The 14,653-nt window shown below is 69.8% G+C and carries 16 protein-coding genes and 1 riboswitch; of the genes, 8 read left to right on the top strand and 8 right to left on the bottom strand.

The annotated features are described in order from the left end of the window. Nucleotides 1–29: 29 nt before the first annotated feature. The gene (locus OG219_RS45690; protein ID WP_266837316.1) at nt 30–1,490 is read right to left on the bottom strand and encodes an aldehyde dehydrogenase family protein; all 1,461 of its coding nucleotides are present in this window, start codon (nt 1,488–1,490) and stop codon (nt 30–32) included. A 206-nt stretch (nt 1,491–1,696) separates the two neighbouring features. Then, nucleotides 1,697–1,990 carry a hypothetical protein gene (locus OG219_RS45695; RefSeq protein WP_266837318.1) on the bottom strand — a complete coding sequence of 98 codons (294 nt, stop codon included), beginning with the start codon at nt 1,988–1,990 and terminating at the stop codon, nt 1,697–1,699. 171 nt (nt 1,991–2,161) lie between these two features. On the opposite strand from OG219_RS45695, the gene OG219_RS45700 reads away from it, so the two are divergent. Further along, a complete protein-coding gene (locus tag OG219_RS45700; protein WP_266837320.1) occupies nt 2,162–2,527 on the top strand; it encodes a nuclear transport factor 2 family protein in 366 nt (121 codons plus the stop codon). Nucleotides 2,528–2,729: 202 nt separating this feature from the next. Here OG219_RS45700 and OG219_RS45705 read toward each other — a convergent pair whose 3' ends face one another. After that, the gene (locus OG219_RS45705) at nt 2,730–4,124 is read right to left on the bottom strand and encodes a hypothetical protein (RefSeq protein WP_266837322.1); all 1,395 of its coding nucleotides are present in this window, start codon (nt 4,122–4,124) and stop codon (nt 2,730–2,732) included. Between the two features lie 51 nt (nt 4,125–4,175). Next, a riboswitch (ZMP/ZTP riboswitch) is annotated at nt 4,176–4,262 on the top strand. Between the two features lie 23 nt (nt 4,263–4,285). Here OG219_RS45705 and OG219_RS45710 point away from each other — a divergent pair. Next, on the top strand, nt 4,286–5,134 hold the full coding sequence (locus OG219_RS45710; protein ID WP_266837324.1) for a bifunctional 5,10-methylenetetrahydrofolate dehydrogenase/5,10-methenyltetrahydrofolate cyclohydrolase: 849 nt from the start codon (nt 4,286–4,288) through the stop codon (nt 5,132–5,134). Between the two features lie 123 nt (nt 5,135–5,257). Here the strand turns inward: OG219_RS45710 and OG219_RS45715 are convergent, their stop codons facing one another. Then, complete coding sequence (locus OG219_RS45715; protein ID WP_266837326.1) at nt 5,258–6,109, bottom strand: helix-turn-helix transcriptional regulator; 852 nt, start codon at nt 6,107–6,109, stop codon at nt 5,258–5,260. A gap of 225 nt (nt 6,110–6,334) precedes the next feature. Between OG219_RS45715 and OG219_RS45720 the strand changes: the two genes are divergently transcribed. Beyond that, complete coding sequence (locus OG219_RS45720; RefSeq protein WP_266837328.1) at nt 6,335–7,348, top strand: PHB depolymerase family esterase; 1,014 nt, start codon at nt 6,335–6,337, stop codon at nt 7,346–7,348. A gap of 13 nt (nt 7,349–7,361) precedes the next feature. Here the strand turns inward: OG219_RS45720 and OG219_RS45725 are convergent, their stop codons facing one another. Continuing rightward, a complete protein-coding gene (locus OG219_RS45725; protein WP_266837330.1) occupies nt 7,362–8,288 on the bottom strand; it encodes a LysR family transcriptional regulator in 927 nt (308 codons plus the stop codon). A gap of 106 nt (nt 8,289–8,394) precedes the next feature. On the opposite strand from OG219_RS45725, the gene OG219_RS45730 reads away from it, so the two are divergent. Beyond that, entirely contained in the window at nt 8,395–9,090 is a 696-nt protein-coding gene (locus OG219_RS45730; RefSeq protein ID WP_266837332.1) for a type 1 glutamine amidotransferase domain-containing protein, read from the top strand. Nucleotides 9,091–9,117: 27 nt separating this feature from the next. Here the strand turns inward: OG219_RS45730 and OG219_RS45735 are convergent, their stop codons facing one another. Beyond that, on the bottom strand, nt 9,118–9,579 hold the full coding sequence (locus OG219_RS45735) for a GNAT family N-acetyltransferase (RefSeq protein ID WP_266837334.1): 462 nt from the start codon (nt 9,577–9,579) through the stop codon (nt 9,118–9,120). 81 nt (nt 9,580–9,660) lie between these two features. After that, nucleotides 9,661–10,557, bottom strand: coding sequence for an aminoglycoside phosphotransferase family protein (locus OG219_RS45740; protein ID WP_266837336.1), 897 nt, complete (start codon nt 10,555–10,557; stop codon nt 9,661–9,663). A 249-nt stretch (nt 10,558–10,806) separates the two neighbouring features. Between OG219_RS45740 and OG219_RS45745 the strand changes: the two genes are divergently transcribed. Together OG219_RS45745 and OG219_RS45750 are read left to right on the top strand one after the other, a co-directional pair. Then, nucleotides 10,807–11,496 (top strand): DJ-1/PfpI family protein, encoded by a 690-nt coding sequence (locus OG219_RS45745; RefSeq protein WP_266837338.1) that lies wholly within the window; start codon nt 10,807–10,809, stop codon nt 11,494–11,496. Between the two features lie 56 nt (nt 11,497–11,552). Beyond that, nucleotides 11,553–11,876 (top strand): hypothetical protein, encoded by a 324-nt coding sequence (locus tag OG219_RS45750; RefSeq protein ID WP_266837340.1) that lies wholly within the window; start codon nt 11,553–11,555, stop codon nt 11,874–11,876. 48 nt (nt 11,877–11,924) lie between these two features. Here the strand turns inward: OG219_RS45750 and OG219_RS45755 are convergent, their stop codons facing one another. After that, complete coding sequence (locus OG219_RS45755) at nt 11,925–12,911, bottom strand: polyprenyl synthetase family protein (RefSeq protein ID WP_266837342.1); 987 nt, start codon at nt 12,909–12,911, stop codon at nt 11,925–11,927. A gap of 239 nt (nt 12,912–13,150) precedes the next feature. On the opposite strand from OG219_RS45755, the gene OG219_RS45760 reads away from it, so the two are divergent. Both OG219_RS45760 and OG219_RS45765 read left to right on the top strand, forming a co-directional pair. Next, nucleotides 13,151–14,386 carry a glycosyltransferase gene (locus OG219_RS45760; protein ID WP_266837980.1) on the top strand — a complete coding sequence of 412 codons (1,236 nt, stop codon included), beginning with the start codon at nt 13,151–13,153 and terminating at the stop codon, nt 14,384–14,386. 121 nt (nt 14,387–14,507) lie between these two features. Then, a complete protein-coding gene (locus OG219_RS45765) occupies nt 14,508–14,639 on the top strand; it encodes a hypothetical protein (protein WP_266837344.1) in 132 nt (43 codons plus the stop codon). The last annotated feature ends 14 nt before the right edge of the window (nt 14,640–14,653 follow it).

Genomic DNA, 14,653 nt, shown 5'->3' on the forward strand with positions numbered 1-14,653 from the left:
GACCTCCCGGGGGCTTCCCGCACGTCCGGTCAGAACGGGTAGTGCGCCTGCTGCGTGGCGATGGTCACCCAGCGGGTGTTGGAGAACGCCTCCAGGCCCCAGCGACCGCCGAAGCGCCCGTAGCCGGAGGCCTTGACGCCGCCGAAGGGCGCGTGCGGCTCGTCGGCGACGGACTGGTCGTTGATGTGCACGATGCCGGTGCGGATCCGGCGGGCGACCGCCAGTCCGTGCGTGGCGTTCTCGGTGATGACACCGCAGGTCAGGCCGTTGTCGGTGTCGTTGGCCACGTCGATGGCGGTGGCGTCGTCGGCGAAGGTCTCGATCACGCAGACCGGGCCGAACGCCTCCGCGTAGTAGATGTCCGCGTCCTTCGGGACACCGGTGAGGACGGTCGCCGGGTGCACCGCGCCCTCCGGCTCCTCGCCACCGGTGAGCACCGTGGCGCCCTTGGCCACCGCGTCCTTGATGAGCGCGGCGACACGCTGCGCGGCGGAGGCGCTGACCAGCGGGCCGACCACCGTGTGCGGGTGGGCCGGGTCCCCGGCCTGGAGCTGGGCGACCTTCGCGGCGAACTTCTGCGTGAACTCCTCGGCGAGCGACTCGTGTACGAGGATGCGGTCGCCGGACATGCAGATCTGGCCGGAGTTCATGAACACACTGAAGGTGACGGCGTCGACCGCGTAGTCCACGTCGGCGTCGTCGAGCACGACGACCGCGTTCTTGCCGCCCAACTCCAGTACGGCGGGCTTGAGATGCGCGGCGGCGTGCGTGCCGATGATCCGGCCGACTCCGGTGGAGCCGGTGAAGTTGACGGCGCGGACACGCGGGTCGGCGATGAGCACCTCGGCGATCTCGGCCGCGTCCTCACGGGCGTTGGTGACCACGTTCAGCACACCGTCGGGCAGTCCGGCCTCGCGCAGTACGTCGGCGACGAGCAGCGCGCACGCGATCGGCGCGTCCTCGCTGGGCTTCACGACGACGGTGTTGCCCGCCGCGAGCGGCGCCGCGACGGCCCGTACGCCGAGGATGACGGGCGCGTTCCAGGGGGCGAAGGCGGCGACGACACCCAGCGGTTCACGGATGGCGAGGCCCAGCGCGCCCGCCTCCTGGGCGCTGAGCACCTCACCGCGCGGCGCGGTGATCGCGGCGGCTGCCTCACGCAGGATGTTCGCGGCAAGCCCCACGTTGAAGTACGCCCACGGACGGGTGCCGCCCGCCTCGTGCGCCATCAGCTCGGCCACCTCCTCCCCCTTGGCGTCGAGGAGGTCGGCGGCCTTGAGGAAGATCGCGCGGCGGGCGAAGGGGGCGAGTGCGGCCCAGTCGGCGAAGGCCGCGTCGGCGGCGCCCACGGCGAGGGCCACGTCCTCGGGACCTGCCGCGGCGACGGTCGCGTACACCTCGCCGGTGTAGGGGTTGATGTCCTCGGCGGTGCGGCCGGAGGCGGCGGGCACGTCCTTGCCGCCGATGAACAGTTCACGGGTGATGGCCATGGCGGGTTCCTTCGGTACGTAACGACGTCGGTACGCGGTGCTTCACGACAACAATAGGGAGTTCACGACGGCAAGTTGTTCGCCACGTGAAATTTCATTCACTAACCTACTAGGATGCTCCGACCGGACCACGCGAAAGTCAAGGGCATACGCGTCTGCCCCCGGCACCGAAGTGCCGGGGGCAGACGAACCTGTCGGGCGCCGGACTACGGCTGAATGGCGGGGAGCACACCGGTGACGGGCGCGACCAGGTCGGTCAGCTGGTGCATCTCGTTCAGGCCCTCGTTCAGACCGTTGAGCCCGGCCAGCTGCTGTGAGACCTTCGGCAGTGCGGCCTGGTGCTCCGCGGGAATGTCGCTGACAGCGAGCCGGTCGAGCTCGGCGATGGGGTTCAGCGGCTTCGGCGCCTCGGAGACCGCGGCGCTCGCCATCGGCGCGGCAAGGCCGGTGACACCGACGGCGAGACCAACGGCGGCGACAATACGTCGTGTTGAGATCATGCTTTCAGCAACGGCTCCGGGGCCCGGGCGGACACGGCCCGCCCCCGCCGCTCACCCGAGAGGCTCACAGGTCCTGCTGCGCTTGCCGTGCGCCCCGCGGCGGAGGAGTCTCGAAGGAGAGGCCCTTCGCGGCCCCCTCCTCGCTGGGCCGCGGCCTTCAAGGAGGACGCTATGGGCACTGCGGCAGGCCCCGCCTTCGACACCGAAGCGCTACGCCGGGGCATTGAAGGACACAGCGCGGCAGATCTGCTGGCGCTCTACGCCGACGACGCGGAAGTCCGTGTCGTCGACCACAACACCCAACCCAGTCACCCGATGATCAAACACGGTCGCGGCGAGATCGCCGACATGCTCAACGACGTCTACAGCCGGGACATGACCCACAAGCTGGAGCAGTGCGTCGTCGACGGCAACCACGTCGCCTTCACCGAGTCCTGTCAGTACCCGGACGGTGTGAAGGTGCTGGCCAGCTCGATGATGTCGCTGCGCGACGGCAAGATCGTCGAACACACGCTGCTGCAGGCATGGGACGAGTAGGAAGGAACTGGCCGAAGGTCCGGATCAGAACGCACCTGACCTGGACCTTCTCGGCGAGCGCGGGCATGGGCCGGTCACGGGCGCACCGGAATCGCCTGCCACGGCCACTGTCCGCCGCAGCGGTACGGGTGTCCGCATCCGTGCTGCGCTCAGCGCTGCGGGGAACGCGTGCGCCCTCTCCCCGAACGCGCCGGATCCGGCCTCACTGAGGCCTGGGAACCGTCTCGTCCAGCAGTCGGTGCATGACCGCCACCGGAAGCGCGGGATTACCGGCGGCGGCCTGAGCCGTGTCGGACTCGGTGAGCAGTTCCTCGATGCGGGCGAGCGTGAGACGGGGGTCGCCGGCGGCCGTGTACCTGACGCCGGTGGACTCGTCGCGGCTGAGGCGCTCGATCAACTCCGGTGAGGCGCCCGGGTCGTACACGGCCAGCATGCGTACGGCCGGATCCTCGTCGTCGGCGTACCCGGCGAGACCCTGCCTGGGGAACTGCGGCCGGGCCAGCATGTCGGCACGGGTGTAACCGGACCACTCCAAGACCATGCGCAGGAGCGCGTCCGCCGGCGCGGAAGGCTGATACTCGCAGGTCAGGAGCCGGACCGCGAAGTCCTCGTCGTGCGCCAGAGGCCCGACGAGGTCGACTGGCAGGTGGCGGTTGGCGGCGGCGGACCGGCGCAGCAGGACATGGCCGGAGGTCGCGCATCGGCGGAGTACGTCGATGTCGTGGGCGCCGAGGTTCCAGACCCAGCGGACCGGGCCGCTCCGGTCCTTCGGATCGACCCGGTAGTCGACGGCGGCTCGCTTGTCCTCCGTGAGGCCGGGTCTGAGCGATATCGCCAGACGGACGTGGTGTTCGGGGTCCGAGGCGAGACCCGTGACCAGGTCCGGCGGCAGCGACGGGTTCGAGGCGACGGCGTACCGCTCCCCCGAGTCCTCACTCGCCACGAGGCGTTCGGCCGTGGCGCGGGTCAGCCGGCCTTTCATGAGCACGTCTGCGCGCGGCCATTTGTCGAGAGTGTCAAGGAGTTCGTCGGTCAGGGCTCCGTCGTCGACGCAGGCACGCAGCGCGGCGGCCCGGCGCACTTCGGTGTCGGGATCGGCGAGGAGAGCTTCGCGGGTGGCCGGGGCCAGCCCGTCCCACACCCGGCAGACCGCGACGCGTACGGCAGGGTCCGCGTGGTCGGCGTACCCGGCCAGGATCCGCGCAGGGATGCTCCGGGAACGCACCGCCCAGTAGCGCACTTCCTTGTCCGGATCGGACAGGAGTCGCTGGTAGGCGGCGTCGGGCAGTGGCGCGACCTCCATCCGGAAGGGCTCCGGTCCGGATGCCAGCGCCATACGGACTTTCGGCTCGGGGTCGTCGACCAGCCGGGCGCGGTCGGCCGGGTCCGCGTTCCAGCTCTCGGCGATGCTGCCGCGTACACGGAAGTCCGGGTGGTTGATCATCGCGTCGACGACCTCGGCGGGCGGATCGGGCCGGAGGCACAGCCAGAACCAGGCCGACGAGGCCTCCGGGCTCAAGAGGCGCAGCAGCACGCCGTTCGGCGCGGCAGGATTCCACGCCAGTCCTTTGAGGATGTCGTGCCGTACGTCCGTCACTGGTGCCCTCTCCCCCTGCCGCCCGGCCGATCATCGTACGGGCTACGCTGGTCGGCGGGCCGTGACTGGCGCTGAGGTGGAGTACCACCGGGGAGCGGTCTGACGAACGGGTCTTTGCCGCGCGCCTGGGCGATTGTGTCGATGACGCTCAGGAGCAGCTCATGTCCCAGGCCCAGCTCATGGACGGCGCCGGTCTCGCGCGCCGCATCGTCGAGGAGACCGCGAAGCGTGCGGCCGGCCTCAAGGACCGCACCGGTGTGTCGCCGTGTCTGGCGACGGTGCTGGTCGGCGAGGATCCCGCCTCGGTCACCTACGTCCGGATGAAGCAGAACCGCAGCCGCAGGGCCGGTATCGAGTCTCGGCACGTCACCCTGCCCGCCGAGACCACCACGGCCGAACTGGTCGGCACGCTCAACGCGCTGTCCGCCGACCCCACCGTGCACGGCATCCTGCTCCAGCACCCCGTCGGTCCGCACATCGACGAACGGGCCGCGTTCGAGGCCATCGCGCCGGAGAAGGACGTCGACGGGGTGACGCTGAGCTCGTACTCGGCGATGAGCTTCGGGCTGCCCGGCTTCGTGTCCTGCACGCCTGGCGGCATCATCCGCCTCCTCGACGAGTACGACGTCGACCCGGCCGGCAAGCGCGCCGTTGTCGTGGGCCGCAGCGCGATCCTCGGCAAGCCGGTCGGCATGCTGCTGCTCGGCCGCGACGCGACGGTGACGTACTGCCACTCCCGTACGACGGATCTGTCCTCGGTCGTACGGGAGGCGGACATCGTGGTGGCCGCCGTGGGGCGGCCCCGGCTGATCCGCGGCGAGGACATCAAGCCGGGAGCCGTCGTCATCGACGCGGGCTACAACGCCGGGAACGTGGGCGACGTCGACTTCGACACCGCCGCCGCCCGGGCCGGTCTGATCACGCCCGTACCGGGTGGCGTCGGCCCGATGACGATTGCGGTCCTGCTGGAGCAGACGGTGACCGGAGCCGAGCGCCAACTCGGGGTCTGATCAGCGCAGCCACGCGCTGTACGACATCACGTCCCAGGCCTTGACCCTTCCTGCTCGGTGCCGCTCTCGTCCTGGCCACGGTGGTCGTGATGACCGTGTCGAACGGCTGAGTCACCAGGTGGATCAGGTGGCGACATCCATGCGCTGGGTGCCGATGACTTTGAGCAGTTGCAGGGTCCGGTAGGCACGGAAGTCGGGTTCAGCGGTGAAGATGATCAGCTGGTGATCCTGGCCCGGTACGGTCAGGACGTCGAAGTCCAGGTCGATCGGCCCGACTTGGGGGTGCTGGATCTCCTGGTGGTTGTGGTGTTCGATGCGCAGCTCGTGGGAGTTCCACAGTCGGGCGAAGTCCTCGCTGCCGGCGAGCAGTTCGTCGACGAGGCCCCGGAGTTCGGCGTTGTCCGGGTAGCGGGCGGTGGCGACGCGCAGATAGCTGACGGCGGCCGTCACGAAGCGGTGGGGCTGGGTCATGCCGTAGCCGCGGTGCCCGGGGTCGGGGTGCAGGAAGTAGCGGCGGATGACGTTGCGGTCCGAGCCGTTCAGGGCGGAGAAGTCCTCGAAGAGCGCTGCCGCCAGGGGGTTCCAGGCCAGCACCCGGCAAGTGTTGTCGAGCACGAGCGCACCGGCGTCGGTCAGCCGCTCCAGCAGCTTCAGTGTGCCGGGGTCCACGTCCTGGGAGGGCCCCTGGGCAGGCTCGGGTGCCGCCTCTCCGGCCAGGCGGAAGAGGTGGGTGCGCTCCTGGTCGGACAGGCGCAACGCTCGGGCGATGCCGGTCAGGACGGCGTGCGAGGGATGGCGCCCTCGGGCCTGTTCCAGGCGGCTGTAGTGGTCCACGGAAATGTGCGCGAGCTGGGCGACCTCCTCGCGGCGCAGCCCGGGAGTACGACGCCTGGGCCCGTGCGGCAGACCGACGTCCTCGGGTCGTACGCGTTCCCGCTTGCCGCGCAGGAACTCCGCGAGAGCGTGCTTGTCCATGGTCACCACGGTACGGCGGTGCACGTCGGCCAGCCACGGACTCCTGGTCCCTGGATACCGCCGGGCCACCACCGCAGGGTGAAGGCACAGGCAGAACGACGTGGAACGAAGTGAGGGCAAGACCATGCGGGTATTCATGACGGGCGCGGCTGACCATACGGGCGGTGTGGTGGCCGAGCAGACGGTGACCGTCCGTTCCTGCGCGATGGACCACAGGTCGGGCCGGTGAGCGCGTCGGTGACGGCACTGGTCGTGGTCGGCGCGGTGGCACTCGTGTGCGCCGCCGCGTACGGATACCTCCTGCACAGCCCCAGGCCCGCTGAGCCGCGACTCGGCGCCCCGGTGACGGTGGACACGATCACCGTGGACGACCGGTCGCGTGCGTATCGGGCCTTCGTGCCCGCCGATCTGCCACCCGGCGCGCCCCTGCTGTTCGTCCTGCACGGCTCGCAGCAGGACGGGAAGACCATTCGTACGGCCACCGGGTACGGCTTCGACAAGCTGGCCGAGCGGCACGGGTTCGCGGTGGTCTATCCGGACGGCTACAAGCGCGGCTGGAACGACGGCCGCACCGCCGCGGTCACCCCGGCCCGCAAGGAGGACGTCGACGACGAAGGGCTGATCGCCGCGCTGGTCGAGCGGTTCCGGCAGCGTCACGGCATCGACCCCGCCCGGGTGTTCGTCACCGGCTTCTCCAACGGCGGGCAGATGGCCTTCCGTCTCGCCGCCCGGACGCCGGAGAGGATCGCCGCCATCGCGGTGATCGGGGCGGGCCTGCCCACGCCGGACCAGTGGGCCGTCACGGAGCCGAGGCGTCCGCTGCCCGTGCTGCTCATCGCCGGCACGCGCGACCCGATCATGCCGTACGAGGGCGGCGAGGCCAGCATCTTCGGCTTCCAGAAGCGCGGCACGGTCCTGTCCGCCGAGGCCACCGCCCATGCGTTCGCCGAGGTCAATGGCATCACCGAGCCTCCGATCAGCTGGCCACCCGCAACGCTGCCCCTGAACGGGTCCGGTGCGGAAGGCCCGTTGGTCACCGAGACCCGCTACTCCCAGCCCGGCAAGGCCCCCGTCGTGGCGTTCACGATCTTCGGCGGCGGCCACACGATCCCCAATCCCGACCACCGCTTCCCCCGGCTCATGGGCAGGACGGACCACACCCTCAATGCCCCGGCCGCCATCTGGGACTTCTTCAGCGAGGCCATGCGGGCGGACGCTCCTCGACGCCCACGGCAATAGCCTCCCCTCCGGCCTACCAGGACCGGGCGGCGTCGACGAGGGTGTCCCGGACCCGGGCGGCGTCGTGGCCGAGCACGGATCCGGTGCGCTGGGCGAGGAAGCCCGTGTTGATGGGCGGGTCCTCGGGCTCGACGAGGGCGACGAGGGCACCGCTCCGCAGTTCGTCGGCGCACAGGTAGCCGGGAAGGACGGTGAATCCCGCTCCTGCGGCGACGGCGGCCAGTACGCCCCGCAGGTCGGGCATCACCAGGGCGGGTCGCAGCGTCAGCCGGGTGCGGAAGACGTGGCGCCAGTAGCGGCGGGCGATCGGCATGTCCTCGGCGTACGTGACCAGGGGGACGGCGTGCAGAGGGCGGGGGTCGTCGCTGGTGAGCGGGCCGATGCGGGCGGCCCAGGACGGCGCGCTCACCAGGACGAACTCCTCGTCCATCAGCGGTGTCGCCAGGACCGTGCGCCCGCGCGGACGCACGGCGGACAGGACCAGGTCGAAGCGCCCGGCGCGCAGACCGTCGAGCAGGTCGTCGGCCAGTCCGGGGGTGACGCGTAGTTGCAGCCCCTGCGCCACCAACGGCGCGAGGGCCGGCAGCGCCCGGACGGACAGCAACTCGGCGGGCCCTCCCAGGTGTACCGGCTCGGTGACGCCCGACGTGTCGCGGTCGGCCACCGTGGCGAGCTGATCCATGGGGGCCGCGATCCGGGCGGCCAGGTCATCGGCCACAGCGGTGGGGGCGACGCCACGGGGCAGCCGCTCGAAGAGCTGGCGGTCGAGCTGCTGCTCCAGGGAGCGGATCTGGCTGGTGACGGTGGGCTGGGCGAGCTTCAGACGGCGGGCCGCCTCGGTGAGGGAGCCGGCCCGGTACACGGCGAGGAACGTGCGCAGCTGGGTCAGATCCAACGCCTTGTCGCCGGTCCGCATTCCATCGGGATTTCTATCGGGCATGGGGAAGAGCCTATTGGTTTTCCGATCGCACGGCGATCTACCGTCGGGACCGTCAACCGGCGCGCGGGTCTGCCGCCGCCGGATCAGCACCGAAGGAGTACGCGCTGTGGGCAAGATCCTCTTCGTCATGACGAAGGCCGACCATCTCACGCTGAACGACGGCACCCGGCATCCCACGGGGTTCTGGGCCGAGGAGTTCGCGGCTCCCTACCGCGAGGTCACCGAGGCCGGGCACGAGGTGGTCGTCGCGACCCCGGGCGGTACAGCGCCCACGGTCGATCCGGCGAGCCTCGCACCGGACTTCAACGGCGGCGAGGAGGGCACCGAGGCGGTCACCGCGTTGCTGGACCAGGCTGCCGAGCTGCGCCGGCCGATCGCCCTGGCCGATGCAGACCCCGCCGAATACCTGGCGGTCTTCTACCCCGGCGGTCACGGCCCGATGGAGGACTTGTCGACGGACGCCGACTCGGCCCGGCTGATCACCGCCACCCTGGACGCCGGCCGGCCCCTGGCTCTGGTCTGCCACGGCGTGGCCGCCCTGCTCGCGACCGAGCGGCCGGACGGCACCTCGCCGCTCGGCGGCTACCGTGTCACCGGGTTCACCAACGCCGAGGAAGCCCAGACCGGACTCGGTGACAAGGTCAAGTGGCGGTTGCAGGACCGCCTCGTCGCGCTCGGCGTGCAGTACACCGAGGGCGAGCCGTGGGCCTCGTATGTGGTCTCCGACCGGAACCTGATCACGGGCCAGAACCCGGGCTCCTCAGCCGAGTTGGCCACCGCCCTCCTCAAGACACTCGCCTGAGCCGACCACCGGTCGAACAGAACTGCTTCAGCGCTGGATGGTGACGACCAGCTGCGGCAGCACCCTGCCGGCGATGGAACCCGAGGGGACGTCTCCTGTGCGTACCGCTCCCATCCCACGGTAGAAGGGCTCGGCATTCGGGTCCGCGTCGATCGTGACCTGGGTGAATCCCAGGTCACGTCCAGCGGCGATGGTGTGCTCGAAGAGAAGACGGCCGATCCCCCGGCCGATGGACTGCGGCTCGACGAACATCATGCCCAGGACGCCTATGGGCGGCTTCCCCTCCAGCGTCGTGAAGCCCAGGATGTGGCCGTCTTCGTCGGCCACCGTGGCTCGCCGGCGTGCCACTTCACTTGCGCCAACGGTGAGTTCGTCCCGGCACGCGTCCAGGAAGTCGGCGTCATAGCCCCAATGTGCCTTGGATCGCAGTGCCAAGTCGCTGAGAATCTCGGCTTCCGTCGCCCGCGCGGGCCTGATCAGTACGCTCATCCACGCCCCCGGTCGGATGTGAGTCTCTCGATCTTCGCACCCTGCAGTCGTACGTGAGAAGCTCCGCCAAAGACGCGCGCATCAAACGCCCTTCAGAACACGATCAAGTGCCACCCGGCCCACAGGTCCCCAGTTCGGCTTGCCTCCGGGAAGACCCCGATCGCCGTTCTGCCCCATGAGCATCAGGAAGAGGCACTTCATCGCGGCCAGCCCGCGGGCACGCCGGATCGCCGCCTCGTCCGCATGCACGTACGCGTCGAAGAACCGTGAGGCCATGCCCGCGGGTAGCAGTACCCATGCGGCGGCGAGGTCCCACGCCGGATCGCCGGCGAACATGTCACCGAAGTCGACGATGCCCGAGAGCGTTCCGTCCGAGACGACGACGTTCGCGGGATGGAGGTCGCCATGCACCCACACCGGCGGGCCCTCCCACGCCTGGGCCGCAACCGCGTCGTCCCAGACGGCCCGCACGTCGGCAGCGACGTCGTCGGGGGCAACGGCCTGGAAGAAGTTCTCGAAGCCGTCCGTGCAGTTCCTGGGATGGGCACCGCGGTCCGTGGCGATCGGCGCCTCGGCGGGCGCCTCCACATGGAGCGCCCGGAGGAAACCCGCCAGCGTGTCGGCCGCGTGGGCGCCGCGGCTGATCGAGCCGTGGTCCAGCGGCTCGCCGGGAACCCACGTCATCACGGTCCAGTGCTTGGGGAAACGCTCGGACGGTTCGCCGAACCGCACCGGAGTCGGCACCGGGAGCGGAAGGCGCGGAGCAAGCACGGGTAGCCACCGCCGCTCCTTGAGCTGGAGCTCCGGGGTGGGGTCCATTCGCTGCATGCGCACGGCCAACTCGTCCCCGAGACGCCACATTTGGTTGCCCCAGCCGCCCGCCACCTCGCGGATGGCCAGCCCTGCAAGGTCTGGATGCTGCTCCTGCAGCAGGTCGCGGACCAGGTCTGCGGTGATCTCGATTTCGGTGTCGGTCATGCGAAGTCACAGTACTGAGGCGGCAGGCGGAGCGGCTCTCGCTCTCCGGAACATCTCGCTTTGACGCCTCTGGCATCACCAATTCGGTTTCAATCAGCGATTTCCCCAGCTCACAGCCTCTCTCCGAACGATGGCGATATTCCGTTGGAGGCTGTCCCTAATGCCACTGGGAGACGGTTCGGTGGCCGGTTTAGCGTCGAGATGTCCGGCGCAGAGACCGGCCTCCGCTCAGCGTCCGAAGGAATTCGCATGCACGCCCAGATCGTCTTGTTCGACGGCTTCGATCCGCTCGATGTCATCGCCCCCTATGAGGTGTTGTACGCAGGCGGTACCGCCTCCGACGGCGCGGTGATCGTGGAACTGGTTTCCGCCGAGGGGGCGCGCGAGGTGGTCAGCGGTACCGGTGGCCTCGCGTTGCGGGCCACTGCCGCTCTCGACCCCGGGCGGGCGGGCCTGATCCTGGTTCCTGGTGCCTCGGGCCGGGTCGGAGAGCCCGGTGAGGTGCCCGACCAGGACGCGGGGGACGCGGAGTGGAGGCAGGACGAGTTCATCCCCGTGCTGCTGGGCCGCACGCTGGCCACCGAACTGCCCACGCTGATGAAGGAGGCGATGGGGAATCCGGAGGTGACGACCGCCGCGGTGTGCGGTGGTTCGCTCGTCCTGGCCATGGCCGGCCTGCTGCAGGACCGCCACGCCACCACCCATCACCTGGGCCTGGACATGCTCGACGCCACCGGCGTCCACGTGGTCCGCGCCCGCGTCGTGGACGACGGCGACCTCGTCACCGGCGCCGGCGTCACCTCCGGACTCGACCTGGCCCTGTATCTGCTGGAGCGCGAGGTGGGCCCCCGGATCGCCCACGCGGTCGAGGAGTTGTTCGCCCACGAGCGCCGCGGCACGGTCTGGCGCCACCAGGGCCCTGCGCCCGTCGGCCTCTGACCGGCCACGGGCTCTCCCGTACGTCCTGCCCGCACCGCACCGTGAGGAAGAACAGCATGTCCGTCGAAGGCACCTGGGACCTGTCCGTCTCCACCCCCATCGGCAAGATCAAGGCCGTGGTCGAACTCCGACGGCAGGACGGTGTCCTGACCGGGACCGCCCACGGGGCCGGGGAGGAAGTCCCGCTCGGCGACGTCGCCCTCGACGGCGACCGCCTCACCTGGACGCAGGCCGTCACCAAGCCCCTGCGCCTGAACCTGGCCTTCGCCGTGACGGTCGACGGTGACACCCTCACCGGTACCTCCAAGGCCGGACGTCTGCCGCCCTCCAAGGTCACCGGCCGTCGTCGCACCGTCCGAGCAGAGGCCGCGGTCCAGTAGCCGAAGAAGCTCCCACGACCAGGACCGGCTCCGTCCTCGCTCGCTTCCCTACCGCGAAGCCGCCCCCGCGCCGACGAGGCCGGGCTGGAGAAGCATCCGGGAGGAGTCGTCCACGAGCTGCCGCAGCACCGGTACATGGGCTTCGTGGCCGCCCAGTTCGTCAAGAATGCCGTGCGCCTCATGGCGGAACTTGTCGATGTCCTCCTCGTACCGCCGCAGGACGTCCGGTGCGAGGAGCACTTCGGTGAGTTCCGCTCTGGCGTGATGAGAATTCCGGGCGTCGGCGTGCAGGCCCAGGAAACGCTCTCTGGAGTGAGGAGCCGCATCCTCGACGGCACACGCGAAAAGGTACGTCACCGTGCCGTTCAGCAGGTCTTCGTTGCGGCCGGACAGGATGTCTTCCTGATCGTTGAATATCTGCCACAAGATGCCGAAGACATTTCCGAACTCGCGCCAGAGTTCCACCCTCGCCTTCTCGACACCCGCCAATTCCGCCGCCATTGCCGTGATCATGCTGAAGGGCGCACCGGATTTCCCTCGGTACGCCGTGACCACCGAGTCCCTTGCGACGGTACCGACGTCTCCGCGCAGGTCGCTCAGCTGCCCTTCGGCCGCGACGATCCAGCAGTTCACGACCTCCGCCGTCAGAGCTCCGCGCACCGACTCCGGAATCCGTGGCGAGTGGACGACGAGAACGGGAAGCTGATTTCCGCTGATGACCGTGGCGAGCAGCGCCTCGCTCTCGCTGAGGTCACCGGCGACAAAAGCTCCCTGACCGTCGGCCAGGTCGTCCAGATAGCACGCCGAGGTCCACCACAGCTCATGCACGACGGCCAGCGGAACAGCCGGTTGGAGCGCACCGGTCTCAACACCATGGACGATCATCGGCAGCACTGACAATGGGTACTTGAACTTGCGGTGGCGCAGGAGTTCAGCGACCGCCCCCTTGACCGCTCTCGCCGATCGGCCAAGCCGTTCAAGAGTTTCTTCTCTCTCCGCCTCGATATCCGCGGACACTTCACGGTACAGATCCACGTACGACCTGGAATGCACGCCGAAACTCCCACCATTGAGATTGAATCAAGAACCGATTCGATCATTCCGGTTGGAGGGGAGCTAGAGCAATTCTCCGCCATGGCCGGTTCCATGCATGCGTCCCCGTACGTATCAGCCCAGCTCTACCGCCAGGCGGTCACCGATTTCGTCGCGGTGGGCCAATCTGCGGACCACTGAGCTTGGCCCCCGCCATACTGACGATCGTGCGAGTAGCGATCATGACCGCGGGGTCGCGGGGCGACGTGGCACCGTACACCGGTCTCGGGCACGGCCTGGCCTGTGCCGGGCATGAGGTCACCCTGGTGACGCACGGGTGTTTCGAGCGGCTGGTCGCCGGTTCGGGCGTGGGGTTTCACGCGCTGCCGGTGGATCCCCGGGCGGAGCTGGAGTCGGAGCGGGGGAAGGGGCTGCATCGCAGCACCACCGGCGCCGGGAAACTGATCCGGGTCGTCGAGATGGCGCGGGCGCTCGTCGGGCAGCTGACCGACCATCTGATCGATGCCGCCCGCGCAAGCGACGTACTCCTCCTGTCCAGCTCCCTGGCGCCGATCGGGCACACCGTCGCCGAAGGACTCGCACTGCCCAGCATGGGCGTCTATCTCCAACCACTCGCTCCCACACGGGAGTTCGCGCCTCCGGTGACCGGGGTTCGCTCCTGGGGCCCCGTAGTGAACCGCGCGGCCGGGTACGGCGTGAACGTGGCCGTGGAGCGGGTCTTCGCCGAGGCCGTCCGAACACTGCGGTCCCGGCTCGGCCTGCCTCACACCGGCTCCGGTGCCGCGCGGCGTGCCCGCGAGCGTCAACGGTGGCCCGTACAGCACGGTTTCAGTCCGCTGGTCGTGCGACGGCCGCGCGACTGGCGCCCCGGCCTCGACGTGGCCGGATACTGGTGGCCGTACGACGACGAGGCCGCCCAACTGCCGTCGCCCCTGCGGGATTTCCTCGAAGCCGGGCCGCCCCCGGTCTTCGTGGGCCTGGGCAGCGCCACCGTGCCCGATCCCGCGAGGCTCAGCGCCGAAGTCGTACGCGCCCTGCGATCGGGCGGGTGGCGCGGGGTGATCCAGCGGGGCTGGGGCGGGTTGCATGCCACCGGCGACGACATGTTCGCGGTCGATGAGGTGCCGCACTCCGTGCTCTTCCCGCGGATGGCTGCGGTGGTTCATCACGCGGGAGCGGGCACGACGGTGGCCGGGCTGCGGGCCGGGGTCCCGGCCGTGCCGGTGCCGATCCAGTTCGACGAGGGGTTCTGGGCGGCCCGGCTGGTCACTCTCGGCGTGGCGCCCCAGGCGATTCCGCTGCGCAGGCTCACCTCCGACCGTCTTGGCGCGGCTCTCGCACGGGCCACCGCAGAACCGTCGTACCGGCAACGAGCCCATGGCCTGGCCGCCCACATCCGTGCAGAGGACGGGGTAAGTCCCGTCCTCGATGCGGTGAACCGGCTCGCTGGGCAATGACCCTCGCTCCACGGTCCTCGAAGGTCAGGCTCTGGGACGGTGACGCCGCAGTGACGCCTCAGTGGCGTCGGGGGCGCAGGGTGGACGCCACTCGTGGCAGGAGCGCGGAGAAGGGTGGCCCGTGACCGAGCATGAGCAACCGACGGTGGTCCGCCGTCCCGTCCTGCCGCGAGCCGGCGCTCCGACGTCTGCCGAGGCCTCACCGCCCGGAAAGACCGTCACCGTGACCTACAGCGAACTCAGGATCCCCTGACCGGCAGCTCCGCC

It is taken from the genome of Streptomyces sp. NBC_00038 (genome assembly GCF_026343635.1).
GTDB lineage: Bacteria > Actinomycetota > Actinomycetes > Streptomycetales > Streptomycetaceae > Streptomyces.

What these genes read in the sequence shown, in the direction of transcription:
- OG219_RS45690 (WP_266837316.1), bottom strand. Translation starts at nt 1,490, where the DNA reads ATGGCCATCACCCGTGAACTGTTCATCGGCGGCAAGGACGTGCCCGCC.
- OG219_RS45695 (WP_266837318.1), bottom strand. Translation starts at nt 1,990, where the DNA reads ATGATCTCAACACGACGTATTGTCGCCGCCGTTGGTCTCGCCGTCGGT.
- OG219_RS45700 (WP_266837320.1), top strand. Translation starts at nt 2,162, where the DNA reads ATGGGCACTGCGGCAGGCCCCGCCTTCGACACCGAAGCGCTACGCCGG.
- OG219_RS45710 (WP_266837324.1), top strand. Translation starts at nt 4,286, where the DNA reads ATGTCCCAGGCCCAGCTCATGGACGGCGCCGGTCTCGCGCGCCGCATC.
- OG219_RS45715 (WP_266837326.1), bottom strand. Translation starts at nt 6,109, where the DNA reads ATGGACAAGCACGCTCTCGCGGAGTTCCTGCGCGGCAAGCGGGAACGC.
- OG219_RS45725 (WP_266837330.1), bottom strand. Translation starts at nt 8,288, where the DNA reads ATGCCCGATAGAAATCCCGATGGAATGCGGACCGGCGACAAGGCGTTG.
- OG219_RS45735 (WP_266837334.1), bottom strand. Translation starts at nt 9,579, where the DNA reads ATGAGCGTACTGATCAGGCCCGCGCGGGCGACGGAAGCCGAGATTCTC.
- OG219_RS45740 (WP_266837336.1), bottom strand. Translation starts at nt 10,557, where the DNA reads ATGACCGACACCGAAATCGAGATCACCGCAGACCTGGTCCGCGACCTG.
- OG219_RS45745 (WP_266837338.1), top strand. Translation starts at nt 10,807, where the DNA reads ATGCACGCCCAGATCGTCTTGTTCGACGGCTTCGATCCGCTCGATGTC.
- OG219_RS45750 (WP_266837340.1), top strand. Translation starts at nt 11,553, where the DNA reads ATGTCCGTCGAAGGCACCTGGGACCTGTCCGTCTCCACCCCCATCGGC.
- OG219_RS45760 (WP_266837980.1), top strand. Translation starts at nt 13,151, where the DNA reads ATGACCGCGGGGTCGCGGGGCGACGTGGCACCGTACACCGGTCTCGGG.